Genomic DNA, 24983 nt, shown 5'->3' on the forward strand with positions numbered 1-24983 from the left:
TGAGATGGCAGATTTCGACACCGAAAGCAATATCGACATCGTCCGCAAGGCGACTCGCGAGCTGGCACGGAAGTTCGACAACAACTACTGGCTCGACAAGGACAACAAGCACGAATACCCGTGGGACTTCGTCAAGGCGTTCGCGGACGGGGGCTGGCTCGGCGCGATGATCCCGGAGGAGTACGGCGGGATCGGTCTTGGCCTCCAGGAGGCCGCGGTGATGATGGGCGAGATCGCGTCCTCCGGTGGCGGCATGAGCGGTGGCTCGGCGATCCACTTCTACGTCTTCCCGCCGGCGCCGATCGTCCGGTACGGCTCGGAGGAGATGAAGAAGAAGTATCTCCCCAAGCTGGCCTCGGGTGAGATGCTCACCGCGTTCGGCATCACCGAGCCGACCGCAGGCGTGGACACCTCGCGCATCAAGACCAAGGCGACCAAGGTCGACGGCGGCTGGGTCATCAACGGCCAGAAGGTGTTCATCACCAACGCCCAGAACGCACACCGCATCCTGCTGCTGGCCCGCACGTCGCCGCGGCGCGACGACAAGCCGCTGCACGGGATGACGATCTTCTTCGCCGAACTCGACCGCAAGCACGTCACGATCCGCGAGATCGACAAGCTCGGCCGCGCGGCCATCGACACCAACGAACTGTTCGTTGACAACCTGTTTGTGGCCGACGAGGACGTGGTCGGCGAGGTCGACAAGGGCTTCTACTACATCATCGACGGACTCAACCCCGAACGCATCGTCGTCGCGATGGAGGGCATCGGCCTCGGTCGCGCGGCCCTCGAGATCGGCACCGAGTACGCGAAGAACCGGGTGGTGTTCGATCGCCCGATCGGCCAGAACCAGGCCGTCGCCCATCCGCTCGCGGATTCGTGGATCCGTCTCGAGGCGGCCGAGCGGATGGCGATGCACGCCGCGAAACTCTTCGACGACAAGCAGGAGTGCGGGCACGAGGCCGCGGCGGCGAAGTACCTCGGTGCCGAGGCCGGCTTCGAAGCGTGCGACCGGGTGTTCTCGACGCTGGGCGGCTACGCGTACGCAAAGGAGTACCACATCGAGCGGCTGTGGAGGGAGGTGCGACTCCTGCGCAACGCGCCGTTCTCGCAGGAGATGGTGCGCAACTACGTCTCGCAGCAGGTGCTCGGCCTGCCGCGGTCGTACTGAGCCCCACCGACGAAGGAGTGTGACGATGACCGGTCCGCTGGCTGGAGTCCGGGCACTGGTGCTCGCGGGAATGGGCCCGGTGCCGTACGTCTCGATGCTGCTCGCCGACATGGGAGCCGACGTGGTGCGGGTGGTGCGGCCACCGAACCGGTCGGCTCGCGCCCTCAGCCAGACGGACGGTCTGACCGAGGACGTCGACGTGGTCAACCGGGGCGTCGACGCGGTGGCCGTCGACCTGAAGGATCCGGCCGGACGCGAGCGTGTGCTGCGCCTAGCCGAGGCCGCAGACATTTTCATCGAGGGATACCGCCCCGGCGTGACCGAACGGCTCGGGCTCGGACCGGACGAGGTGATGACACGCAACGAGCGCCTCGTCTACGTGCGGCTGACCGGATACGGACAGACGGGGCCGCGGTCACGGGACGCCGGCCACGACATCAACTACGTGGCGCAGTCCGGCGTATTGCACGCCATGGCGAGGTCCGACAGTGCGCCGCGCCCGCCGATCAACCTGCTCGGTGATTACGCGGCCGGCGGCGCCATGGGGGCGTACGGCATCGCGTGTGCCCTGGTCTCCGCCGCGCGCACGGGGCGGGGGCAGGTGATCGACGCGGCGATGGTCGACGGTGTCGCGGCCCTGACCGCCAAGTTGCAGGGCCTGCGCGCCGCGGGCCTCTACTCGGATGATCCGGGGACGAACTTCCTCGACTCCGGAGCACCGTTCTACGACACCTACCGATGCACCGACGGCGGATACATCGCCGTCGGTGCACTCGAACCCGACTTCTATCGGGAGTTCGTCTCGCGCCTCGGCCCCGACACCGCCGACTGGCCCGACCAGAACGATCGCGCGTCGTGGCCGCACCTGCGCAAGCTCATCGGTGACGCGATCGAGCGCCGCACCCGTGACGAATGGGAGAAGGTGTTCGCCGGTACCGATGCCTGTGTCACCCCGGTGCTCACGTTCGACGAAGCCGCGGTGGATCCCCACAACACCCAGCGCGGCGTGTACCGGACCGTCGGCGGGGTCCTGCATCCGATGCCTGCGCCGCGTTTCAGCGGCACACCCGCTCGCGAACCCGAGATCCCGCGGGTGGGCACGGTCGCGACCGAGGAAGTCGCGTCGCGGTGGGGCGTCGGCGCCTGATCGAACCGCCGGCGTACCGATCGACCCGCAAATTTCCCAGGAAGGACGATACAAGTGACCAGCTACGAGGACTTCACGTCCGTGAAGGTAGACCGCCCGGAAGAAGGCATTCTCCGCATCATGCTGGACGGGCCGAACCTCAACGCGGTGGGCCCGGACGCGCACCGCGAGCTGGCCGACATCTGGCCGGTGATCGGGCTCGACCAGTCGGTGCGCGCCGTGATCATTCGCGGAGCCGGCGAGCGGGCCTTCTCGGCGGGGGGCAGCTTCGATCTCGTCGAGGCCATGATCGGCGACTACTCGTCGCGGACGCGGGTGATGCGTGAGGCACGCGACCTGGTGCGCAACATCATCGAGGTCCCGCAGCCGATCATCTCCGCAATCAACGGACCGGCCGCCGGTGCCGGCCTCGTGGCCGCGCTGTTAGCCGACATCTCCGTCGCGGGACGCCGCACCAAGATCGTCGACGGCCACGTCCGGCTGGGTGTCGCCGCCGGGGACCACGCGGCCATCTGCTGGCCGCTGCTGACGAGCATGGCGAAGGCCAAGTACCACCTGCTCACCAACGAGGTGCTCACCGGTGAGGAGGCGGAGCGGATCGGCATGGTGTCGCTGTGCGTCGACGACGACCAGGTGCAGAACCGGGCGATGGAGATCGCGCGGAAGCTTGCCGCCGGCTCCCGGGCCGGTATCCAGGGCACCAAGATGGCCCTCAACGGCTGGTACCGGCAGGCCATGCCGATCTTCGACGCGTCGCTGGGACTGGAGTTCTACGGCTTCGGCGGTCCCGACGTGGTCGAGGGCGTGTCCTCGCACCGCGCGAAGCGGGAGCCGAAGTTCTCGTGACCGGAACCGAACAGGAAACGCAGGGGCCGCTCGCCGGCATCACCGTGGTCGGACTGGAGCAGGCCATCTCGGCGCCGCTCTGCACGCGCCACCTCGCGGACCTTGGGGCCCGTGTCATCAAGGTGGAGGCCCCGGGCTTCGGCGACTCCACGCGCGCCTACGACTCCGTGGTCGGCGGGATGTCCGCGCACTTCACCTGGCTGAACCACGGTAAGGAGTCGGCGGCGCTGGACCTCAAGTCCGCAGCCGACATGGGGATCTTCCGGAACATTCTCGCCACCGCCGACGTCGTGGTCAGCAACCTCGCGCCCGGCGCGCTCGACCGGCTGGGGATCGGCACCCGGGAACTCTCGCGGAACTTTCCGCGCCTGATCGTCGTGGACATCTCCGGCTACGGAAAGGGCGGTCCCCTCGACCACAAGCGGGCGTACGACCTGCTCATCCAGGCGGAGGGCGGGTCCTGCAGCATCACCGGTGCACCGGGACATCCGGCCAAGCCGGGCATCCCGGTGGCCGACGTCGGCACGGCGCTGTACGCGTACTCCGCGGTGCTGGCCGCCCTCTATGACCGGGAGCGGACCGGGCGCGGAGCGGTCATCCCGATCGCCATGCTGGACACCGTCGCCGAGATGATGGGGTTCGCCCTCAACCAGGTCATCCATGCCGGCACCGAGCCGGTTCCGGTGGGTATGGGCTCACCGATGATCGCGCCCTACGGCGCGTACCCCACTTCTGACGGGCAGACCGCGGTACTGGGGACCACCAACGACCGCGAGTGGCGGCGCCTCGCCGAGATGATCGGCCGACCAGAACTCGCCGACGAACCCCGATACGCGCACAACGACAATCGCGTCGAGGCGCGTGACGAATTGGACGCGGTCGTGGGGGCGTGGTGCGCCGAGCACACGCTGGCGGAGATCCAGAAGACCGCGGACGCCGTGGGGATCGGCAACGCCCGCCTCAACAGCGTGCGCGACCTGGCCGAGCACCCGCAGCTGGTCGAACGGGGACGGTGGCGCGAGGTGGGTACCCCGACCGGTCCGGTGCCGGCGCTGCTGCCGCCCGCGGTGGCCGACGGCTGGCCGGTGCGCAGCGGCGCCGTGCCGGCTCTCGGTGCGCACACCGACGCCATCCGGGCCGAATTCGCGTAGAAAGAGCGATCACACCATGGCTGTTCCCCATTCGGCACGGCACTGGAGCGCGGTCGAGTCGCTCGCGCCCGGCGACGCTGCGGATCTGCAGAACCGTCGGCTGCGCGAGCAACTCGAGTATCTGGCCGCCCACAGCGACTTCTACAAGGCGAAGTTCGCCGAGCATTCTGTCGACGTCACGCGTGTGCGGACGGTGGAGGACCTCGCGGGCCTGCCGTTCACAGAAAAGCAGGAACTGCGGGACAGCCTGGCGGCCACGCCGCCGCTGGGCAGCCACGTTGCGGCCGAGGCCGGCGACATTGTGCAGATCCAGGCGTCCTCGGGTACTACCGGTAGCCCGTCCTACGTCGGTTTGACGCGGCGTGACATCGACGTCTGGTGCGAGCTCGGAGCGCGAGCCCTTCACGCCAACGGTTTTCGCCCCGGCGACCGGTTGCTGCACGGGTTCGGTATGAGCAAGGGCTTCGTCGGCGGAATCCCCGTCGTGCAGATGGCGCAGTACATGGGCATCGTCGACATCCCGATCGGCGCGGAGGCGGGCGCGGAGCGACTCTTGCGTGTGCAGGCAGACCAGCGTCCCGACGCGCTGATAGGCACGCCGAACTTCCTGGCATATCTGGCCGAGCAGGCGCCGGTGATTCTCGGCATACAGGCCAGGGATTTGGGTGTGCGCGCGATCAGCGTGGGCGGCGAGCCCGGCGGCGGCTTGCCCGCCGTTCGCGGCAAGCTCGAGTCGTTGTGGGGCGCCACGTCGCGGGAGATGTTGGGTGGCACTGACATCGCCTGCATCTACTGGGGCGAGTGCCACGCGGGCGACGGAATGCACTTCCTCTCCCCGGATCTGATGGTGGCCGAGCTGATCGACCCGGAGACGGACGAGATCGTCGCGCCCGTGGCCGGCGCGCAGGGGGAGTTGGTGTACACGGCGCTGTGCCGGCAGGCGTCGCCGCTGTTGCGGTTCCGGACCCGCGATCACGTGGTGGTCACCGGCACCGACTGCGCGTGTGGCCGCACCGGGTACAAGGTGCGGTGCGTCGGCCGGACCGACGACATGCTGATTGTGCGCGGCATCAACCTCTTTCCTTCCGCGGTCAAGCAATTGGTGTCGGAGCTGGCGCCGGCCACCACTGGCGAGATGCGTATCCGCGTCGACTTCGAGGGGCATTCGACCCAGAAGCCGCTCATGCTGGTCGTGGAGTATTCCGACGGACTCGGTGCCGAGCAGCAGGACAACCTGCGCTCGTCGATCGAGCAGCGGGTCCGGTCGGCGCTGGGCGTCAAGGCGGTGGTCGAACTCGTGCCCGACCGCACCCTCGCGCGACCGGACCACGTCAAGGTGAATCTCATCGAACGGGTTTCCTGACGAAGGTGACTCTGCATCAGAGTCTTTCGCGCAGTGTCCAGATATCTGGACACTCGATCGGCTCACGCGCGGGCAGCATGGGTGATGCAGATCACCTGCAGTGAATCCGACGGAAAGGCCCGATCACAGATGAGCAGCACCCCAGACCAGGCGACCATCGAACTTTCGGAGAACTGGGTCAAAGCCCTGGCGAACATCGACCTGTTCCTCGAAATCTGCGTCGAGGACTGCCCCGTATGGCACAGCGCCGACGACAAGTGGGTCTCGGTGTCCGAGGCTGTCGCCGCGGTCTACGAACGCGCCGGAGACGGTCCGATTCCGGACTTCCGCCCCGAGGGCATCACATTCACCGAGAAGGGTTTCTTCAACGAGGCGTCCGTCGAACTGGAGATGGGCGGCCAGCCGGTCAAGTTGCACCTCGTCCAGATCGTCGAAGCGCGTGACGGTAAGGCAGTTCGCGTGCGGGAGTACATCGGCCCGGAGATGGGCATTCAGCCCTGATATCGCCGTCCCCCAGGGCTGCGCCGTCAGTGATATGTGACCGTGCCCCGGTCGGGGCCGGGGCACGGTCACACTCGACCGGTGACAGTCGCGACTGCTATCCGGCCAGGTTCTTGGTGAAGAACTCGGTGAGCTTGTCCGCTGCCTGAGAGACGTACTGGTCGACGTCGTACAGGTCGACGTGGGTGGCGCCGTCGATCTCGAAGAGCTCGGCGGTCTCGCCGCCGGCCGCAACCGCGCCCTCACTGAATCCCTTGGTCTCGGCCTCGGTTCCCGCGATCATCAGCAGCGGCCTGGGCGCAATCTTCGCGACCCCGGCGTAGGCGTCGAACTGGTCGAGCTGGTCGACGCTGCGCAGCGCGAACTTCCCGATCGACCGCGGGTGCTGTGCGCGCGGAGTCTTGTAGTAGTCGAAGAACTCCGCGACGGCCTTCGGCGTCGACGCGTCCACCGAGTCCGGCAGCACCGGAACCATGGGGATCTCCTCGCCCTTCGCCTCCGCGGTCCGGGCGGCACCGGCCTGATCGACCAGCTTCGCGAAAGCCTCAGGGTCCGGCAACCGGAAGAAGCAGGTGGCGTCTGCGCCACTGACGGTGGCGACCGCCTTCATCCGGTGGTCGGTCTGTGCGGCGAACGGCACGTAGCCGCCCGAAGCGCAGATGCCGAGGACACCGATCCTTTCCGGGTCCACGTCGTCGCGGGTGCTCAGGTAGGTCACCGCGTTGCGGAAGTCGTCCGCGCGCTGGAACGGATCTTCCAGTCCGCGCGGCTCGCCCTCACTCTCGCCCTGGTACGCGGCATCGAACGCCAGGGTGATGAAACCCCGATCGGCGAGGCGCTGCGCGTACAGTGCCGCAGTCTGCTCCTTGACACCGGTCATGGGATGTCCGACGACGATCGCGGGGAGCCGCCCGTCTGCCTCGGCCGGGGTGTAGAGGTGGCCCGCGAGCTGAAGGCCGCTGCTGGTGAACCGAACATCGGTTTTGGTGGTCATTGTGCCTCCGTGGTAGTTCGAGAATTCCGATCCACATTCCGGATCGCTCGATACCTAGTCTCGGAGTTCCAGAGGAACCGGAGAAGGGAGACATTTATCCTGGGAACGATCTTTCCCAGGATAATTCCGCGCCCCTGACCTAGCCTCGTTGTATGCCCAGTCCGGTACACCAGGCCCCACACCTTCGTGAGCTCGGCGCGTTCCTCAAAACCCGCCGCAGCGAGCTGTCGCCGTCCGACGTCGGCCTACAGGACCTCGACCAGCGCCGCCGGGTGAGCGGGCTGCGGCGCGAGGAGGTGGCGCAGCTCGCCGCGATCAGCACCGACTACTACACCCGGATCGAACAGGGGCGGCTCGTCCCGTCCGAGCAGGTGCTCGCCGCGCTGGTGCGAGCGCTGCAACTCGACTCGGACCAATCCGAGTACCTCGACAATCTGGCCGATCACGCCACCCACCGGTCCACGCCCCGTCCGGCGGCGCAGTCGCGCACCGGCGGCAGCCGGGTACGCCCGCAGGTGCGACGGCTACTGGACCAGCTCACCGACACTCCGGCCATCGTCCTGGGCCCTCGGACCGATATCTTGGCGTGGAACCCATTGGCCACCAAGGTGTATGCCGATTTCGATGCGATGGCTCCGCACGAGCTGAACTATGTGCGGCTCATCTTCACCGACGCTCGGATGCGGGAGCTGTTTGCCGATTGGACGGCGGTCGCGCGGTCGTGTGTGGCGATCCTGCGCCGCGAGGCTGCCATCAATCCCGCCGATCCGGCCCTGTCCGCGCTCGTCGGTGAACTCACGATCGCCGATCGTCAGTTCGGACAATGGTGGGCGGCGAGAAACGTGGCGCGCCAGGACTTCGGCGTCAAGGTGCTCAATCACCCGGTCGTCGGTGAACTGACCCTTGACTGGGAAATCTTCCGCTACTCGGGCGCGCCCGAGCAGCAGTTGGTGCTCAACTCCGCCGAGGACGGTTCGCCGACCCAGGAGCGACTGGCACAGCTGGGCCGGATGTAGGACAGGAGAGGTCAGGCGATCTTGAGGACTCGGAGCCGGTTGTAGAGAGTCGACCGGCTCACCCCCAGCGACTGCGCGGCCTTGAGCTTGTTTCCGCCCGCCGCTTCGATCGCCGCGACGATCACTTCCCGCTCGGCATGTCGAATGGGTGAAAGGGGTGTGCCGACTTCCCGGTACGGTGCGGAAAGGTCGGTCGGAATGATGTCTCCGGCCGAGCGGGTCCGGGCCAGGGCGTGAATCACCCGCCGGAGTTCGGTGAGGTTGCCCGGCCACGGATGTGCTGCCAAGATCTGCAGTGTCGCCGAGGTGAGTCGTAGGTCGGACGTCACGGCTTCCTCCGCCAGCATCCGACGCGCCAGCGCGGGGATCTCGTGGCGGCGCCGACGCAGCGGAGCGAGTTCACGTCGTGCGGCGCAGAGTCCCACCAGGGAGGGGTGGATCCCCGCGTCGTCATCCGCACTCGTCGAGGTCAGAACGACGTGTCGCGGCGTTCCCCGGATGAGACGGGCAACCAGTGTGGCCATCGAATCGGTAAGGAAGTGGACGTTCTCGATGATCACGACGGCACCATCCTGCTCGAGCTGCCGGTCGAGTCCGACGGCCCAGGCCTGCTCACCCCTGTGCACCACGTCAGCGGCGTCGACGATCGCCCCGCCCGGTCCGGCCACCCGCACTGCTTCGGTCGTCCGGCCGGTGCCGGTTTCTCCGACGACGAGAAGCGGCCATTCCTCGACCGGTGTTCGTGGTTGCGGCTTCGGGCTCGTTCTCGTCGTGGCGAAATCGACCAGGACGCCGTTCCCGCCATCGACCGGAGTGCAGGTGAACTCCACTTCTCGGCCGGACTCGAGCGTCAGTCGATTGGTGACGGCAGTTGTGCGAGCGGTGCCGGCGCTGGCTCGGACGGCCGCATGGTCAGCGGGATCGAGGAGGTCGAGGGCCGCCGGGGTCGCGAGCACCATCCCCTCGCCGAGCACCATCACCGGCCGTTCCTTCCGCCGTGCCGCAGAATGAAAGGCCGCCAGCAGATTTCGTTGCGCGATAGGGGTGCTCAGCGCCAGCCGGTCTTGGATCTCCCCGACCAACCGCTGGGCGATCGGCGCGAAGTACCGGTGATCCTCGCCTGCGCCGCCTCCGACGTCGAGAACGCCTTCGAGTCGTCGCGTGATCGGATGAATGATCGGCTGCCCGAAGCAGCTGAACTCGTGGAACGCGGACATGAAGTGTTCGGGGCCGTGGACGAGTAATGGTTGCCGGGCTTCCAGGACGGTGCCCACCGCGTTGGTTCCCACCTCGTCCTCGGCCAGCCGGATGCCGGGCTCGATGCCCATCCAGTCGATCGCGTCGCGGACGGCCGGACTGGCGTGCCTGATATCCAGGATCCGGGCGTCGTGGTCGGCGAGAACGAACACCAGTGGCGCACCGTCGAACTCGCGGCAGACACGCTCCAGAACAGGCGTCGCGGCGCGTCGGAGGCACCCGTCCGGGGCGACGTCGATCCTGTCCAGCTTTAACGTCGTAGCGCAGTCGAGACCCGACAATTGCGAACGCATCCACGACGACGCGATCTCCGGACGAGCGTCGACCGTGGAATGCGCTGAGCTACTGAGCACTCCGAGACCACCTTCTGACCAGGCGCAATGAGAACGGACTCACACCACACGTGAGCGAGAACACAATATAATATATGCGAACTTTGGGCAAGCGTCGGCCGGGGACGCATAGACACCGGTCCCGACCGCGTGCAGCGGTTGGGACCGGTGTCGGTCAGGCCGTCACAGATCGTCGGGCGACTGGGCCGGTGAACGGTAGCGATCGGCTTCCGGGCCCTCGGTCTGCGGTGCGAAGTTCACGCCGGGCAGCAGGAGGTGCCCCGCGTCGACCGGCAGGGCGACACCGGTGATGTGCTCGGCGTAGTCGGACAGCAGCCAGCATGCGGCATTGCTGGTGGCGTTCGGCGGAAGCGCGGGCCGGCCGGCCAGTGGCGCATATCCGTACGTGGCGGCTATTGCGACATCACGGTTGGCAGTCTCGCCGGGGGCGACGAACAGTTGGTGGCCCATCGGGTTGTCCCAGATCTTCGCGTCCACCGCGCCGGGGCAGACAGCGTTGCACCGCACGTTGTACTCCGCGATCTCCAGAGCGGTGTTCTTCATCAGGCCGAGGACGCCGTGCTTGGCTGTGATGTAGTGGGTGTATCCGGCCGTGGCCTCCAGCCCACCTACCGACGCAATACAGACGATCGCACCGCCACGCTGCTCGACGAGATGCGGCGCGGTGGCCTTGATCGTCCGGAAGGTGCCGCCGAGCACCACGTCGGTGACCGTCGTCCACATCTGCTCGGTGATCTCCCAGGACTTGGGCCCCAGATCCCACAGTCCGGCATTGGCGATAACCGCGTCGAGGCGGCCGAATGCGTCGAGCCCGAGAGCGACTGCCGCGTCGAGCGCGCCCTGATCACGGACGTCGGCGACGGCACTGACCGCCCGTCGGCCTTGTTTCTCGACGAGGGCCTGTGTCTTGTCCAGATCTTCCTTGCTGGCCAGCGCGTATCGAATCCCGTCGACGGGTGAGCAGATGTCGGTGATGATGACATCGGCTCCTTCCTTCGCTGCAGTCACCGCGTGCGCTCGCCCCTGCCCTCGTGCGGCGCCGGTGATGAAGACGACCTTGCCGTCCAGTAGTCCCATGTCGATGTCCTTTCCAGAATTTATTCAGTAGTGCGGGGTAGGTGGGTCGTTCACGCAGGGCCGACGGATGCGAACACTCCGGTTGCGCCGTCGGAGAACGTCACACCCGTATCGACGGGCGGTTCTCCCGTGGCCTCGAGTGCCCCGTCCGGCTTCACCCGGTAGGTGAACACCTTCTCGGTGCCGGTCGTGGTCAGCGTGTCGATGACGTAGAGCCGCTGGGCATCCGGACTCAGCACGACGCGGCCGGGGAAGTGTCCCGGTGCGCTGGGTGCGTCGGCGCCGGGCACGGGAACCAGGGCGCCGTCGTCTCGAATCTCGAATCCGTTCACAGCCTGACCGCCGGTCTGGGGAAGGTAGAGATACCTGCCGTCCGGTGTGATGGCCATACCGTGCGGAATCGCCTTCGTCGGGAAGCGCCCGATCGGGGTCAGTACACCGTCGGGCGCGATGCGGTAGCCGGAGACGTCATTGGTTCCCTCGTTGGTGATGTACAGGAACTTGCCGTTGGGCGTCACCGACGGCAGCGCCGGACGATCACCGGTCGGCACCTGCGAGCCGGTCCGCGTCAACCTGCCGTCGAATCCGATCGCGTAGGAGTCCATCGTCGCTCCGATGAAGCTCGGCGCGAACAGGAATCGGCCGTCCGGTGACACCACCGGAATGGACAGGCCGCTCGTCGCACCGGGGATCGTTACCGAATCGACCTGTGTCAGAACGCCGGACGGTGCGATGGCATACGTCTGCACGTCGTTGGTCACCGAGCCGACGGTGGCGAAGAGCCACTTCCCGTCCATGCTCACGACGGCACCCACGATCGGCCGGCCGGGGGTGAGGTGGGCGCCCTCGAGGCGCTCGAGTGTGCCGTCGTCGCCGACGCGGAATCCCTGAATCGTTCCCGAAACGGTATGCGCGACATAGGCGAATCGGCCATTCGGCGTGACCGTGATCGACAGCGTGCCGGTATCGGTGGGCACGGGTTGCCCCACGGGAATCAGCCGACCGCCGGATTCGCGCAACACCCCGATGTTCGACGAGCCTGTGCCACCGACCAGAAGGTAGCTCGGGCCCGCCGCATCATCAGACAGAGCTGCGCCTGCATAGGGAGAGATGACGGTACCGACGGATACGCCTGCGGCAACGCCGATCGCCATGATGGTCCTACGTACTCGCGCTCGCAGCACCCTCCGGGTCGACCACTTTCGTTCGGGCGCCGATGGATTCCGAGTCGTCAATGCAACCTCCGTGGTTCCTCGATTCGGCGGGTTCGCCACGCTGAACGTAGGCCGGGAAGCCGGGGTGAAAGTGTCCAATAATCTGCACAGTCCGCTGCATACATGCCACCCGGCGCGTGATCGCCGGTGTCGATGCCGACGGCAAGTCGATGATCGTCGTGGACGAGACCACTGGCACTCGGGTTGCACTGCCTGCCTTCTCCGTGAACGACGTGTGGAGGGTCGATGCGCTCCCGGCCGTCTTCACCGACGACGACACCCTCGAATCCGAGGTCGAACTCGCGCCGCCGGCCAGTGGGCTCGTCGTCCGCCTGGCGACATTTCCACCTCGACAACGAAAGCAACCGCACAGCCAAGCCAGTGACGATGGTCGCCGTGATGGTCGCGGGTACGAAGTGACATCCGGCCCATCGTCGACCGCGGCGATGGGCCGGGCCTGCGGCCTCAGCGCGGCGATGGGCCGGGGTCTGCGGCCTCAGCGCGGCGGGAGCGCCCGTTCGAGGAAACTTTCGAGGTGCAGGGCGAACGCCTCGTTGTCGTCGCCGGCGATCATGTGCCCCGCGTCCACCTCGACGGCCTCGGAGTTCGGCACCAGGGCGAGCATCTCGTCGACCGCCGCCCGCGGGACGATCTCCGATCGCGTCCCGTGAACTAGCAGGGTGGGAACCGAGATTCGAGTGGCTAGGTCGGCAAGTCGCTGTTCGTCGGAATTGCCGCGATTGTCCGCGTAGCCGACGAACGCCGGATCCCAGTGCCAGTACCAGCGACCGTCTTCCCTGAGACGCAGATTCTTTCGTAACCCGTCGCTGCGGCGACGGCGGGAGGGCGTACCGCGAAAGGCGTCGATGGCCGCGGACGCATCGTCGAGCGAGGCGAACCCGTTGGGCGCCGCGCCCAGGAAGTCGCGGACCCTCCGCTGGCCGGTGCGGTCGATCCGATGCGTGATGTCGACCAGCACCAACCCGGCGAGGGAACGGGCGCGTCCGCCCGCGACGACGATGCCCGTCCGGCCGCCCAGCGAGGCTCCCACGACGACGACACGGCCGCCGAGGTCCGCGAGAACCGCCTCGAGGTCGGCCGCGAAAAGCTCGGCCGAATATTCGGGTGCCCATTCGCTGTCGCCGTGCCCGCGCGCATCGAGAGTGAGCGCGCACCAGCCGTGCTCGGCCAACCGCGCCGCCGTGCGATCCCATGAGTGCCTGGTCTGGCCGCCGCCGTGGAGGAGAAGGACCGTTCCCCCTGTCGAATCGGTCAGCCGATCGTCGGTCTCCCACCGATCACCGACAAGGCGGACCCCACCGGATCCAGTGAACTCGACGGGGATCGGCCGGGCTGTGGTCTGGGCGCGCATCAGCTCTCTTTCTCGTCGTCGGCCGCGCCCGGTTGGCGCTGGCGGCTGGAGGAATCAGACCTTCAGCAGGGCTGCGAAGTCGGAGGCGGGCTGGTCGGGATCGCCGCTCTGGACGGCGCGGAGCAGGGTGTCGCCGCGTTCGGTGCCGAGTGACCCAGAGATGACGTCGCGGAACTTCGCGTCGAGGTCGTCTTGGGACATCGGGTTCTCGGCGGTGCCGGTGGGGTTGTCGATGAACAGGTTTTCGGTGGTGCCGTCGGTGTAGGTGACGGTGATGTCGCCGACCCACCGGCCGGGGTAGGCGGTGTCGAGTTCGGGTGTGACCTCGATCTTGACCTTCTGCGCCAGGGCGGCGACATCGCTGCCGACGCCGATGTCGAGTCGCCCGTCCAGGTAGGCGTGGTGGGTGGAGAAGCCGTTGCCCTTGCCGAGTGTGGAGAGGGCGAATTGGAAAGGCAGGCTGTATTGCAGATGCTCGAGAATCCTGGGCGCGTAGGCGTTGGCGTTCTTGTTGCCGATGATCACGTCGCCGCCGGTCTGGATGCCGAGGAGTACCGAGTCGATGTCGGCGACGCGGGCAGCGAGGTGGCGGGCGCCGTCGATGTAGGCGTGATTGATGCCGCAGCAGCAGTACGGTTTGATCCAGATTCGGGTGATCTCGAAGGTCTTGTCGAGGCCGAACGTGGTGGCGGCGTCGTCGGCGACGGGGCGGCCGACGAAGGTGCGGTAGAAGCCCTTGCCGCCGGTGAGGAAGGTCGTCGGACCGGTGATGCCTGCGGCGGCCATCTCGGCTGCGCGGATGCCGTTGCGGGTGCCGATGCCGGAGTGGACGCGTTTGATCGAGCCGCCGGAGGAGGTGTACTCGGTGGTGCCGGAGGCGTGGCTGAGCGCGATGGCCAGGGCGTGGACGGTGGTCTCGGCGTCGAAGCCGCGCATCTTGGCGACGACGGCCGCCGCGCCGAAGTTCGACAGCAGCCCGTGGGGGTGGAAGCCGCGTTCGAGGAGTTCGGGTGCGGCAAGGTTGCCGACACGGGTGTACACCTCATAGCCGGCGACGATGCCGGTGATGACCTCGCGCATGGTGGCGCCGAGTTCTTCGCCGACGGCGAGTGCGGCGGAGATGACGCAGCTGCCAGGGTGTGACGAGCTTGCCCGGTGGGCGTCGTCGTATTCGAAGCCGTGGCCGTAGGTGGCGTTGACGAAGGCGGCGTCGGCGGCGCTCATCTGGTCGCCGCTGGCGGCGACATGGGCCTTGCCGGGGGCGTGCGCAGCGCGCGTCAACTCCAGCACCGCCCGACTCCAGGGCAGTGAGGCACTGGCGACCTGAAGGGCGAGCTGGTCCTGCATGAGGCGGCGTGCGCCGGCGAGTGCGTCGGCGGGGATGGTGTCGAAGGTCAGGTCGGTGACGAGCCGGGCGACGGCTTCTTCGACGGGTGGGAGGGTGCCCATGTGTGTGTCCTTTGCAGAGTTGGGGTCAGGAAAGCGAACCGAGCAGCCCGGCCGAGATGCCGTATGACTTGAGTTCGACGTAGGCGTCGAAGCCCTCGAGGCCGGCCTCGCGGCCGATGCCGCTGTTCTTGAAACCACCGATCGGGGCGGTGAAGCCCACCGGGCTGCCGTTGACCTCGACTGTGCCGGTGCGGATGTGGCGGGCCACCGACAGTGCGTGCTCGGGATCGGCGGCGAACACCGAGCCGTTGAGGCCGTACTCCGAGTTGTTGGCGATCTCGATGGCCTCGGCCTCGGTGTCGAACGTGTGCACGGTGAGAACCGGGCCGAAGATCTCCTCCTGCGCGATCTTCGCGAAGGGGTCGACATCGGCGAAGATCGTGGGCTCGACGTACCAGCCGCGGTCGAGGCCTTCGGGGCGGCCGCCGCCCACCAGCAGGGAGGCGCCGGACGTCTTCGCATCGGCGATATAGCCCTCGACCCGGCTGCGGTGACGGTCGCTGACCATCGGTCCAATCTCGGTGGCCGGGTCGAACGGGTCGCCGACCGGCATCGAGCCGATCAGGTCCAGCAGACGGTCGTGGAGCTCATCGCGCCGCGAGCGTGCCACCACGATGCGGGTCTTGTTGCTGCACACCTGGCCGCTGTTGCGCAGTGACACGGCGCGGATCGCGGCGACGGCGGCGTCGAGGTCGGCGTCATGGAGCAGGATGGCAGCGGACTTGCCGCCCAGCTCGAGGGTCACGCGGCGCAGGTCCTGGCCGCAGAGTGAGGCGATGCGACGGCCCGCAGCCGTGGATCCGGTGAACGACACCTTGTCGATTCCGGGGTGGCGCACTAGGTACTCGCTGACCTCGCGCTGGGCGGGGACGATGTTCACGACACCCTCGGGCAGACCGATCTTGTCGAGCATGTCACCGAGTAGATACGCGTCGAGGGGTGTCTCGGGGGAGGGCTTGACGACCATGGTGCAGCCCGCGAGCAGCGCCGGGGCAAGCTTGATCATGGTAATGAGCAGCGGAGCGTTCCACGGTACGACGGCGGCGACGACGCCGACCGGCTCGCGGGTCACCAGCGCGTTGCCGGATGCGGACGTGCGGGTGTCGCTCCACGGATAGGTGGGCGCGATGTCCAGGAAGACGTCGAGAAGCATCCGGGGGCCGATGGACTGCATCTTCGTGGACAGGGTGATCGGGCACCCCATCTCCGCGCTGACGAGCGCGGCCGCCTCGCCCTCACGCGCGGCGAGTTCCGCGCTGAGCTTCCGCAGAACCCCGATGCGCTCGTCGAGCGACATCCGAGGCCAGGGGCCCTTGTCGAACGCCTTGCGGGCTGCGGTGACGGCAGCATCGATGTCGGCCTCGACGCACTCCGGGATCCGCGCGACGAGCTGTTCGGTGGCGGGGGAAATCACCTCGAAGGTGCGTTCGGATGCCGGCTGCACCCACTGTCCGCCGATGAACAGTGTGTCGTACTGCCCCTGCCACAGTTCAGTCTGCGCACTCATTGTGCCGCTCCTTCGCATTCGCTTCGTCATAGACGTGCCCGCATCTTGGGTGGGAGTCATCTGTCCAGCCTGGACGACGGTCTTCGGCTCGATATGTGAGCTGCACCATGTAAAGTATATTATGTTCCGACAATCGATGAAACGCCAGTGCCGTCTCGCGTGGCGTAGGTCCGCAATAGCCCGTTATGGTCCGGTTAAGGCTTGACCTCCGTAGTGACTATATATAATATTTGAACTGACACGAAGGTGAGGCAACATGCAGCACAAGCCACTCGAGGGTATTCGGATACTCGAGATCGGGGGGTATATTGCGCTCCCGTTCGGGACGTCGATGCTGTGCGCGCTCGGCGCCGAGGTGGTCAAGGTCGAGCGCCCGGTAGTGGGCGAGGACTTCCGGCGGCACCAGAATGACGGCAGCCCATACTTCCGGCAGTACAACACCGGGAAACGCAGTCTGTCGGTCGACCTGAAGTCGGCAGAGGGCGTCGCCTTGGTCAAGGCGCTCATACCGCACTTCGACGTGGTACTCGAGAACTTGCGCCCGGGCAAGGTGGCGGCGATGGGACTGGGTCCCCAGGACTGCCGCGCGCTCCGTCCCGACATCGTCTACGGCTCCGTCACCGGGTTCGGTGCCGGTGGCCCGCTGGCCAACCGCCCCGCCTACGACACTATCGGCCACGCATTCGGCGGTCTGTACTCGCTGTTCAGCGACGGCGACCACCCTCAACTGGCCGGTGGCTTGAGCGCAGACCTCGTCACGGGCCTGAGCACCGCCACCGGCGTCCTCGCGGCCCTGGTCGGGCGGCTGAAGACCGGCAAGCCGCAGCGGATGGAGACGTCGATCATGGAGGCGGTCAGCGCGCTCACCGTCGACGGCATCACCCAATCCTTCGAACTCGGCAAGAACCCGGCCCGCACAAGCAGGCACCCCCAGGCACAGAACTTCTGCGTCCCCACATCGACCGGCGAGTACCTCGCTGTTCACCTGTCGTCGTCGCAGAAGTTCTGGCACGCGCTGTGCCGCGCCATGGACCGGATGGACCTGACCGAGGACCCGCGGTTCGCCGAGTACCGCCCGCGGGAATCGAACTACTTCGAGCTTGTGCCGATCGTCGAGGCGGAGTTCGCCAAGCAGTCGAAGGACTACTGGGAGAAGGTCCTCACCGAGGCCGACGTGCCGTTCGCGCCCGTCCTGTCGATGACCGGCTACTTGGAGCACGAGCAGGTCGAGCACCTGAAGCTGGTCGAGTGGCAGCCAGACGGTTTGCCACTGATCCGCCCGCCATGGACCTTCGACGGTGAGCGGCCGGACCGCGGGGCCCGCGCCCCCAGGGTCGGCTCCGACACCCGAGCCGTGGCGAGCGAGGTGCTTCCCGCCGAGAAGATCGACGCACTAATCGAGTCCGGCGTCTTGTTCGCCGACGAGTCCTGATTCGCTGAATTCGCATATCCCTGAGGAGTGTTCATGAAACCGTACCGTTCCATGCTGTTTGTGCCCGGACACAAGCCGAGCTGGGCCGACAAGGGTCTCGCCTCTGGTGCCGACGCCCTGATCCTGGACCTGGAGGACTCGGTGCCCGCCGCAGACAAGGACGAGGCGCGTCTGGTTGTCGCCGACACCATCGGCCGTCTGCATGCCGACGGTGTTCGCGCCGACCTGTGGGTGCGGCCCAACGCGTCCGTGTCCGGAATACAGGGCAAGGACCTCGAGGCTGTGATCCGGCCGGGTCTGGCCGGCCTGTTCCTGCCCAAGGTTTTCGACGCCGAGGAACTGGTGCGTATCGATGCGGTGGTGTCACACATCGAAGCACGGGAAGGCCTCGAAGCCGACAGCGTGGGGCTGATCGTGAGCTACGAGACGGCGGTCTCGATGGCGCACTGCGAGGAGATGGCCGCCGCCACCCCGCGCATCAGCAGCCTGCTGGGCGCCACGGGACCCAGCGCGGACGTAGGCCGCGAGCTGGGGTTCGAATTCACCCCGGCCGGCCTGGAGACGCTGTACCTCCGGAGCCGAATCGTTCTCGCAGCCCGCGCGGCCGGCCTGCACCACCCCGTTGCCGGCGTGTGGCAGGACATCAAGGACCTCGACGGTGCCCGGCAGTTCTGCCTGGACAACAAGCAGCTCGGATATCGCGGCATGGTGTGCATTCACCCCTCACACATCGCCATTGCCAACGAGGTGTTCACGCCGTCCGCCGATCAGGTGGACTTCTACCGCCGCATGATCGAGGCGTTCAAGGTGGCCGAGGCGGCAGGCAGTGCGGCCGTCGACTTCGAAGGCCAGCACATCGATATCGCACACGTGAAGACCGCCGAGGGCATCATCGAGCAGGCGAAAGCCATCGCGGCGGCGTACGTCTGACGGACGCGGTCGGCAGCCAACCTGTGACGCCTGCATCCTTCCGGATGCGGGGCTTCGATGCTTGGGCCCTTCGTCGCGGCCGGGCACCGCTCACCTGTGGTCGATGGCCTGCCCGATCTGCTGCATCAGCAGGTGTAGCCGGGGGATCCGTGTGCCGGTGTCCTGCTCGGAATGATGAATTTCGCCGACGATCCCCGCTTCGCCGATCATCCGTCCGCTGGGGGCGAACTATTTCGAGCTTGCGAAGATCCTGGAGGCGGAGTTCGAGCGACAGACGCTTCAGCACTGGGAGGGAGCGCTCTCCGGCGTGGACGTCCCGTTCGCGCCGGCGCTGTCGATGTCAGGGTTCGTCGAGTATGAGCAGGTGGACTCGGAGGTGTACCGCCGAGCAGATCGAACACGGGTGTAGGCGGATGTGCTGTCCGTCGAACCCTTACTGCGCTCGCGCACCGAGGTGCGTGTGCATACATTCTGTATCCGAACGACGATGGGTGAATGATCGATGTCTGCCGATGTATCGACCGAAGTGACTGCGCTGGGTCCCGTCGACGGCGGGACCGCTGTGCTGGAGAACCTGTTGGCAACTCGATGGAGTTGCCGCGCGTTCGAGGCGCGCGAGGTTCCTCGACCTGTCATCGAGCGCATGCTTACCCTTGCGCAGCGGTCGGCGTCGTGGTGCAACACGCAGCCCTGGCAGGTGATCGTGACCAGTGGAGCGGGGACCGAGCGATTCCGCGACGGTCTCGCGGAGTACGCACGGCACCACAGCTCCGCCTTCGAGTTCGACGCGCCGGCAGAATACCGCGGTGTCTACCGCGACCGGCGCCGGGCGAGCGGATGGCAGCTCTATCAGGCAGTGGGGGTCGAGCGGGGTGATCGCGCCGCGTCTGCTCGCCAATCGTTCGAGAACTTCCGCCTGTTCGGCGCCCCCCACGTCGCGATCATCACGACCGACGCCGAGCAGGGCGTCTACGGTGCCGTGGATTCCGGGCTCTACGTCGGCACACTCCTGCTTGCGGCGCGAAGTCTGGGGATCGCCACGATCCCGCAAGCCGCCTTGGCGAGCCAATCTCCCTTCATCCGCGAACACTTCGGAATCCCCGACGACCGCAGGATTCTCCTGGGGATATCCTTCGGATTCGCCGACCTCGACCACCCAGCGAACAGCTACCGCACGGAGCGGGCGTCGCTCGACGAGGTAGCCACCTGGCACGATCGTTGACGTACCGCGGGCCACCTTGTCGGTTGCCGTGGTGGGTGATTCGGTGGTTGCGATCCCGATCGCGAGCAAACGCAGGGCGCGATCGGACGGTGAGTCAGGTACTGCGGAGTACCTGACGACGGACAACCCGCGGTGCCGGTGAGGTCGGTAACGTTTCGGTAGGTAGAATGTCCCCCATCGCCTACCTGCGGGGCGTCCGACCCGACCGGGTGTACCGGAACTCTCTGCGGCGCACCCGAATCTGTCACGGATCTCGTCGCGCGGTGGGGCTTCTGTCCCACCCGGTCGATTCGCCCAAGTGTATCGAGCGCGGTTCGGATTCCTGCCCTCGGAAACGGTGCAGCGCGCACGACGCTGAGAAAGGGGACGGGGGCCGCAGGCCGCAGATCAGCCCGCGTTCGCCTCTTCGTCGGTATCCCACAGCCCGCGCTGCTCGAGTTCTTCGATCAGGTGATCTGCGCCGTCCAAGATGTGCGCTTCCATGATCGACCTGGCCTTCTTGCCCGCGTGCTTCCGCAACGCCTCGAGTAGGAGGGGGTGCTCCTCCTGGGTCGTGCTGACATGGCCCTCGATGGTCGCGTAGAAGCGATTCGGAAGGTTCGTGACGACCGAGCCCAGGAGGCGGGCAAGGCGCGGAGAGTCCGCGGTCAGGTTGATCTTGCGGTGGAACGCGTGGCCGAGGGATGAAATACGTTCGGTGTCCCCCTGCGCGATGGCCTCCTGGTGTCGCTGAAGGATTCCCTCGAGTTCTGCGATCTGCTGGGGAGTGATGTTCTTCGCGGCACGTGCGGCCAGTTCGGCGGCCAGTTGCGCCTGAGCCCAGAAGAGGTCGCGCACGTCCTGCTTGGTGAACGGGGCCACGACGAAGCCGCGTCGGGGAACCATCTCGACGAAGCCTTCGCTCCGGAGCGCCAGGAGCCCCTCGCGGACGGGCGTCGTGCTGACGCCTACAGCTTCGGCGATCCGTTCGATGCGGAGGAAATCGCCCGCGCGGACCTCACCGGAAATGATCATCTCGCGCACGTACGAGGCAACTTCCTCGGGAAGCTGCTGTCGTCTCGATCTGTCATTCAGGGGCATCGTCGGTCGCACCTTCCCGGATTCGATCACTCGACATAATGTACCATTCGCGCCTGGCCCGTCGCGCCGACGCCCGCGACGTCGCCGGGCGCGCTCCGCCGGCGCCGATGCCCAGCGAGCCGCTCGACGCCGCCGCATCGCCCGGACCGAAATCTTCCTGTGCGCGGATACAACAACCGCAGCGGAAGCGCGCGGCATGCAGTATGGACATAATCCACAACGCATTATTCATTGACTGCTGTGATCTGTGTCGCATGTGCGGAGAAGTTGCACGCTCCGATCCGCACTGGCCGGAGCCTTGGCATTCCCACCGAACATGCGCAAGGACACGCATACGCGTCGAGTGAGAGGGACCTGATGAGCGGTACGACAGAGTGGACGTCACGGGTGGGTATGCGCCCGTATCAGATTGCGACGGTTTTCTTCTGCATGTTCTTGAACATGTTGGACGGCTATGACGTCCTCGTCATGGGCTTCGCGATGCCGTACCTACCCGAAGGCTTTGCCACCAATCCGTAGAAGGGCTATCTGATCAGTGCTGCGCTAGCGGGAATGGCCGTGGGTGCGATCGGCCTCGCCCGATTCGCGGACGTCTTCGGCAGACGGCGAGTTCTGTTGGTCGGTCTCGCGGTCAACACTGTCGGATTGGCAGCGTCGGCGCTGTCGAGCGGTTTTGAGACGCTCCTCGCCACCCGGTTCGTCACGGGTATCGCGATCGGGACCATCAGTGTCGTCATCGTCGTCCTGGGTCAGGAGGTTGCCCCGCCCCATCGGCGAAGCGTTGCGCTCGGCCTGGTGATGGTCGGGTACCCGCTCGGCACGATGCTCGCCGGATTCGCGGGTGCAGGACTCGTCTCCCTCGCGGGTGGGGCATGGCAGGGCATGTTCTGGATCGGTGCCGTCCTGGGGGCCCTGTCGTTCGTCGTGACCGCCGCCTTCCTCCGCGAATCCGAGGACTTTCTCGCCCGGAAGGGTGCGAAGGACCAGTCGGATCTGCCCGCGGCCGAGCCGCAGGTCCAGGTTCGACTGCTCAGCAGGAAACTGCGTACCCGCACGGAGCTCCTCGTGTTCGGCTACTCGATGCTCACCGCCGCGTATTACTTCGTCGGCATGTGGACCCCGCAGCTCATCAAAAGATGCCAGTGGTGACGCGGGCAGCGGCGCGTTCGCCGGGATCATGATCGGTTTCGGTGCGGTGGTCGGAGGAAGCCTCTTCGGCGCGTTCGGGCTTCGGTTCCCGGGGGCGCGGATCGCCGTGGTGACATCTCTCGTGTCCGCCCTGGCGATCGCTGCTTTCGCGGTCACGCTGCAGGGTCCGTTCGCGTTGGCCATGGCTGGGCTGCTCGGTGGCGGCACTTTCGCGGCCATGTCTGGGTATACCGCGACCTCGACCGCGGTCTACCCCGTGCTCGCGCGCCAAGGGATACGGCGCGATGATGGGCGTCGCGCGCGGTGGAGCCATTCTGTCGCCGATCGTCGCGGGTTACGCGCTCAGCGTGATGACGCCCCGCACGATGTACCTCGCGGTCATCGTGCCTCTCGTGCTGGCGGCGGTGGCGGCGGCGTTCCTCATGCGCGTCACCCGTGCGGTCGAGACCGGGGCGTCGAACGTCGAACCCCGAACATTGGTCGCTCCGGAGTAAGCGAAGGGCCGCCCGGGAATCTTCGGGGCGGTCCCTCGTTCTCGAGTGCTCGGCCGCTCAGTCGAACAGGATGGCGCCGCGGATGTTTCTGCCTCCTTCAAGTCCCGATATTCCTGGTTGATGTCGTCGAGTCGGTGGACACTGCGGCGTCGACGTCGACGTCGGCCTCGGAACATTCGGCAACTCGGGCCACCTGCTCTCCGGTACCGGGATCGATTGCAGGGAACGACGCACCCTCGACCGCGGGCACCCAGGAACCGTCGATCAGCAGGCGTTCCGGCTCGAGGAGTTCTTTCAGTGCCAGTGCACCGGTGGTCGATGTCATCTGCCACCTCCGAGAGGTTGTGTGACCGACCGCGCCACCGGCTTGAGTGCATAGTACAGATATATAAAATGCACGCGCTGTGCGGCGTTTTGTTTATCATGCGTGGCCGGGCTCGCTCGGCGTCGCGCCGGACACGACTGACGGCCGTGGCCTCGTCGAACTGCGTAACCTTCGCGAACTGCATGGCCGCTAGACTCGACCGGTGGATATCCGGGACGCCGAGTACCTCGTCGCCGTGGCCGATCACGGCAGCATCACCGAGGCCGCGCGGGCGCTGTTCATCGCGCAGCCGTCGTTGTCGCAGGCGATCCGCACTCTCGAACGCGATCTGGGCGTCGAACTGTTCGACCGTGGAGGACGGAAGCTGCGGATCACTCTGGCGGGGACGTCGTTCGCGGCGGCGGCGCGGCAGGTCCTTGCCGACGTCGAGCGGGCGCGGGCAGCTGTGCAGGACGTTGCCGACGTGCAGTCCGGCACGCTGACTATTGCTGTTCTCAATTCCCTTGCTGCCGATCCACTCCCACGTCTCGTCGGTCGGTTTCATCGACTGTTCCCGCGGGTGCTCCTGTCCACGGTGTCGGCGGACGTGCCCGACGGCGTGGGCCGCGCGGTCCGGTCGGGTGAATGTGACCTCGGGCTCACCGAACTGCCCGTCGACGACCAGGGGCTCGGGTTCCGAGTGGTGGGGGAGCAGGAGATCGTGCTCGCGCTGCACGCGGATCTGGCGATCGAACTACCCGATCCGGTGCCGGTCGACCTGCTCGCCGATATTCCGATGATCGTGGAGATCGGGTCGCGTCCACGACTGCCGGTGCACAACGTCGCCGTCGAGTGTGCGCATCGTCAGTCGATGTGGGAGTTGGTTGTCCAGGGTGCGGGGGCGACCCTGCTGCCGCGGCGCGTCGCCGAGCACGAACTGCCGGGGGTTGTGGTTCGCTCGCTCGCACCGCGGGAGGTGCGCACCATCGGTCTCGTCCATCGACCCGATCCGCTTCCTCCCGCTGCGGCGGCGTTCATCGCCGCGCTCGACGAGGTTCAGGGCGCGAGCGTGTCGAGGAATGCGCGTCCTGCCGGAGACAGTCGGGCTTCGTCGTAGATCACCCCGTAGGGGGCGGTGATCGGTGGGTCGAGGGGGCAGATTCGGGCGCCGCCGACTGCGGCCCGTTCCGCATTGGTACGTTCCATGAACGACATTCCTATTCCCTGGACGACGAAAGCGCCGACGGCTTCTCGCTGCTCGACGACGGCCGACATGACCGTCCGGCTCCCTGCCGCCTGCAACGCCTTCTCGATCACCGTGCGCGCCGACGATTCCTTGGGCAGTCCCACCACCGGGATCGTTGGGAGATCGTCGAGGGGGAACGGTTCCCGCCAGTCTATTTCGGCGTTCGGGGAGACCACCAGCCAGTATTCGTGGAATCCGAGTGCCCGTGTTGTCAATCCTGCTGCCGCAAAAGGGAGATGACTGAAGGCTATTTCGCAATGTCCGTCCCGGATCAGCGACCCGATGACCTCGGAAGGCCTCAGGTCGGCGAGCCGGACGACCACGCCGGGATACTGCTTGCGGAATGATCCGATCAGCTTGGTGACCGGGCCTTCAGCCACGTGTGCCGACGCGCAGATGTCGAGTCGGCCGCGCGGTAGTCCCGAGATGTCGACGAGTGAGCTTTCGGCGGCCACCAGGTCTCGCACGATCTGTCGGGCCGGACCGACGAATGCCTTTCCCGCCGCGCTGAGCACGAGGCCGCGGCCCACGCGGTGGAACAATTCGGCTCCGAGGTCACGTTCGAGGTTGCGCAGCCCCTTCGACAACGACGGCTTGGTGACGCCCAGGGCCTCGGCGGCGAGCGCGAGGCCGTCGTTGTCGACGGTGGCGAGGAAGTATTCGACGTGTCGCGACTCCACCCGTGCAGAGTACTGCCTGGGCGGTGAC

General features: G+C 66.7%; 24 protein-coding genes. 14 read left to right on the top strand and 10 right to left on the bottom strand.

Annotated features, from left to right (window positions below; all coding sequences use genetic code 11):
- Positions 1-4 precede the first annotated feature (4 nt).
- From L1080_RS09270 to L1080_RS09295, 6 genes are all read left to right on the top strand, one after another.
- Entirely contained in the window at positions 5-1171 is a 1167-nt protein-coding gene (locus tag L1080_RS09270) for an acyl-CoA dehydrogenase family protein (protein WP_250763415.1), read from the top strand.
- 25 nt (positions 1172-1196) lie between these two features.
- Positions 1197-2318: a CaiB/BaiF CoA transferase family protein gene (locus tag L1080_RS09275; RefSeq protein ID WP_250763412.1), complete on the top strand. Its 1122-nt coding sequence runs from the start codon at positions 1197-1199 to the stop codon at positions 2316-2318.
- A 54-nt stretch (positions 2319-2372) separates the two neighbouring features.
- Complete coding sequence (locus L1080_RS09280; RefSeq protein WP_250763409.1) at positions 2373-3164, top strand: enoyl-CoA hydratase/isomerase family protein; 792 nt, start codon at positions 2373-2375, stop codon at positions 3162-3164.
- Positions 3161-4315, top strand: coding sequence for a CaiB/BaiF CoA transferase family protein (locus tag L1080_RS09285; protein ID WP_250763406.1), 1155 nt, complete (start codon positions 3161-3163; stop codon positions 4313-4315). The genes L1080_RS09280 and L1080_RS09285 overlap by 4 nt, the downstream gene beginning before the upstream one ends.
- A 16-nt stretch (positions 4316-4331) precedes the next feature.
- Positions 4332-5678 (top strand): phenylacetate--CoA ligase family protein, encoded by a 1347-nt coding sequence (locus L1080_RS09290; RefSeq protein ID WP_250763403.1) that lies wholly within the window; start codon positions 4332-4334, stop codon positions 5676-5678.
- Positions 5679-5807: 129 nt separating this feature from the next.
- Entirely contained in the window at positions 5808-6179 is a 372-nt protein-coding gene (locus L1080_RS09295) for a nuclear transport factor 2 family protein (protein ID WP_249353712.1), read from the top strand.
- A 97-nt stretch (positions 6180-6276) separates the two neighbouring features.
- Here L1080_RS09295 and L1080_RS09300 read toward each other — a convergent pair whose 3' ends face one another.
- On the bottom strand, positions 6277-7173 hold the full coding sequence (locus L1080_RS09300; RefSeq protein ID WP_250763400.1) for an alpha/beta hydrolase: 897 nt from the start codon (positions 7171-7173) through the stop codon (positions 6277-6279).
- A 152-nt stretch (positions 7174-7325) separates the two neighbouring features.
- Between L1080_RS09300 and L1080_RS09305 the strand changes: the two genes are divergently transcribed.
- The gene (locus L1080_RS09305; RefSeq protein WP_250763397.1) at positions 7326-8189 is read left to right on the top strand and encodes a helix-turn-helix domain-containing protein; all 864 of its coding nucleotides are present in this window, start codon (positions 7326-7328) and stop codon (positions 8187-8189) included.
- An 11-nt stretch (positions 8190-8200) separates the two neighbouring features.
- Here the strand turns inward: L1080_RS09305 and L1080_RS09310 are convergent, their stop codons facing one another.
- The 6 genes from L1080_RS09310 to L1080_RS09335 form a co-directional block, all read right to left on the bottom strand.
- Entirely contained in the window at positions 8201-9799 is a 1599-nt protein-coding gene (locus L1080_RS09310) for a sigma-54-dependent Fis family transcriptional regulator (RefSeq protein WP_250763395.1), read from the bottom strand.
- 162 nt (positions 9800-9961) lie between these two features.
- A complete protein-coding gene (locus L1080_RS09315; protein WP_250763391.1) occupies positions 9962-10876 on the bottom strand; it encodes a mycofactocin-coupled SDR family oxidoreductase in 915 nt (304 codons plus the stop codon).
- 50 nt (positions 10877-10926) lie between these two features.
- The gene (locus L1080_RS09320; protein WP_250763388.1) at positions 10927-12030 is read right to left on the bottom strand and encodes a lactonase family protein; all 1104 of its coding nucleotides are present in this window, start codon (positions 12028-12030) and stop codon (positions 10927-10929) included.
- A gap of 556 nt (positions 12031-12586) precedes the next feature.
- Positions 12587-13462, bottom strand: coding sequence for an alpha/beta fold hydrolase (locus L1080_RS09325; RefSeq protein ID WP_250763385.1), 876 nt, complete (start codon positions 13460-13462; stop codon positions 12587-12589).
- Positions 13463-13516: 54 nt separating this feature from the next.
- Entirely contained in the window at positions 13517-14911 is a 1395-nt protein-coding gene (locus L1080_RS09330) for an MmgE/PrpD family protein (RefSeq protein ID WP_250763383.1), read from the bottom strand.
- Positions 14912-14936: 25 nt separating this feature from the next.
- Entirely contained in the window at positions 14937-16418 is a 1482-nt protein-coding gene (locus tag L1080_RS09335; protein WP_250763381.1) for an aldehyde dehydrogenase, read from the bottom strand.
- A 256-nt stretch (positions 16419-16674) separates the two neighbouring features.
- On the opposite strand from L1080_RS09335, the gene L1080_RS09340 reads away from it, so the two are divergent.
- The 3 genes from L1080_RS09340 (at position 16675) to L1080_RS09350 (ending at position 20002) form a co-directional block, all read left to right on the top strand.
- Positions 16675-17850, top strand: a complete 1176-nt coding sequence (locus L1080_RS09340; RefSeq protein WP_250763378.1) for a CaiB/BaiF CoA transferase family protein — start codon at positions 16675-16677, stop codon at positions 17848-17850.
- Positions 17851-17883: 33 nt separating this feature from the next.
- Positions 17884-18780 carry an HpcH/HpaI aldolase/citrate lyase family protein gene (locus tag L1080_RS09345; RefSeq protein ID WP_250763374.1) on the top strand — a complete coding sequence of 299 codons (897 nt, stop codon included), beginning with the start codon at positions 17884-17886 and terminating at the stop codon, positions 18778-18780.
- Positions 18781-19282: 502 nt separating this feature from the next.
- Positions 19283-20002: a nitroreductase gene (locus L1080_RS09350; protein ID WP_250763371.1), complete on the top strand. Its 720-nt coding sequence runs from the start codon at positions 19283-19285 to the stop codon at positions 20000-20002.
- Positions 20003-20389: 387 nt separating this feature from the next.
- Here the strand turns inward: L1080_RS09350 and L1080_RS09355 are convergent, their stop codons facing one another.
- Positions 20390-21082, bottom strand: coding sequence for a GntR family transcriptional regulator (locus L1080_RS09355; RefSeq protein WP_250763368.1), 693 nt, complete (start codon positions 21080-21082; stop codon positions 20390-20392).
- 357 nt (positions 21083-21439) lie between these two features.
- Between L1080_RS09355 and L1080_RS09360 the strand changes: the two genes are divergently transcribed.
- From L1080_RS09360 to L1080_RS09370, 3 genes are all read left to right on the top strand, one after another.
- Positions 21440-21601 (top strand): hypothetical protein, encoded by a 162-nt coding sequence (locus tag L1080_RS09360; RefSeq protein WP_250763365.1) that lies wholly within the window; start codon positions 21440-21442, stop codon positions 21599-21601.
- A gap of 33 nt (positions 21602-21634) precedes the next feature.
- Positions 21635-22231 (top strand): MFS transporter, encoded by a 597-nt coding sequence (locus tag L1080_RS09365; protein ID WP_250763362.1) that lies wholly within the window; start codon positions 21635-21637, stop codon positions 22229-22231.
- Positions 22232-22515: 284 nt separating this feature from the next.
- A complete protein-coding gene (locus L1080_RS09370) occupies positions 22516-22725 on the top strand; it encodes a hypothetical protein (RefSeq protein ID WP_250763359.1) in 210 nt (69 codons plus the stop codon).
- A gap of 97 nt (positions 22726-22822) precedes the next feature.
- Here L1080_RS09370 and L1080_RS09375 read toward each other — a convergent pair whose 3' ends face one another.
- Positions 22823-23050: a hypothetical protein gene (locus L1080_RS09375; protein WP_250763356.1), complete on the bottom strand. Its 228-nt coding sequence runs from the start codon at positions 23048-23050 to the stop codon at positions 22823-22825.
- A 202-nt stretch (positions 23051-23252) separates the two neighbouring features.
- On the opposite strand from L1080_RS09375, the gene L1080_RS09380 reads away from it, so the two are divergent.
- Positions 23253-24146, top strand: a complete 894-nt coding sequence (locus L1080_RS09380; protein ID WP_250763353.1) for a LysR family transcriptional regulator — start codon at positions 23253-23255, stop codon at positions 24144-24146.
- Here the strand turns inward: L1080_RS09380 and L1080_RS09385 are convergent.
- Positions 24086-24955: a LysR family transcriptional regulator gene (locus L1080_RS09385; protein WP_250763350.1), complete on the bottom strand. Its 870-nt coding sequence runs from the start codon at positions 24953-24955 to the stop codon at positions 24086-24088. The genes L1080_RS09380 and L1080_RS09385 overlap by 61 nt on opposite strands.
- Between the last annotated feature and the right edge of the window lie 28 nt (positions 24956-24983).

The organism is Rhodococcus sp. MSC1_016 (assembly GCF_023667485.2).
In the GTDB taxonomy this organism is placed as follows: domain Bacteria; phylum Actinomycetota; class Actinomycetes; order Mycobacteriales; family Mycobacteriaceae; genus Rhodococcus_F; species Rhodococcus_F oxybenzonivorans.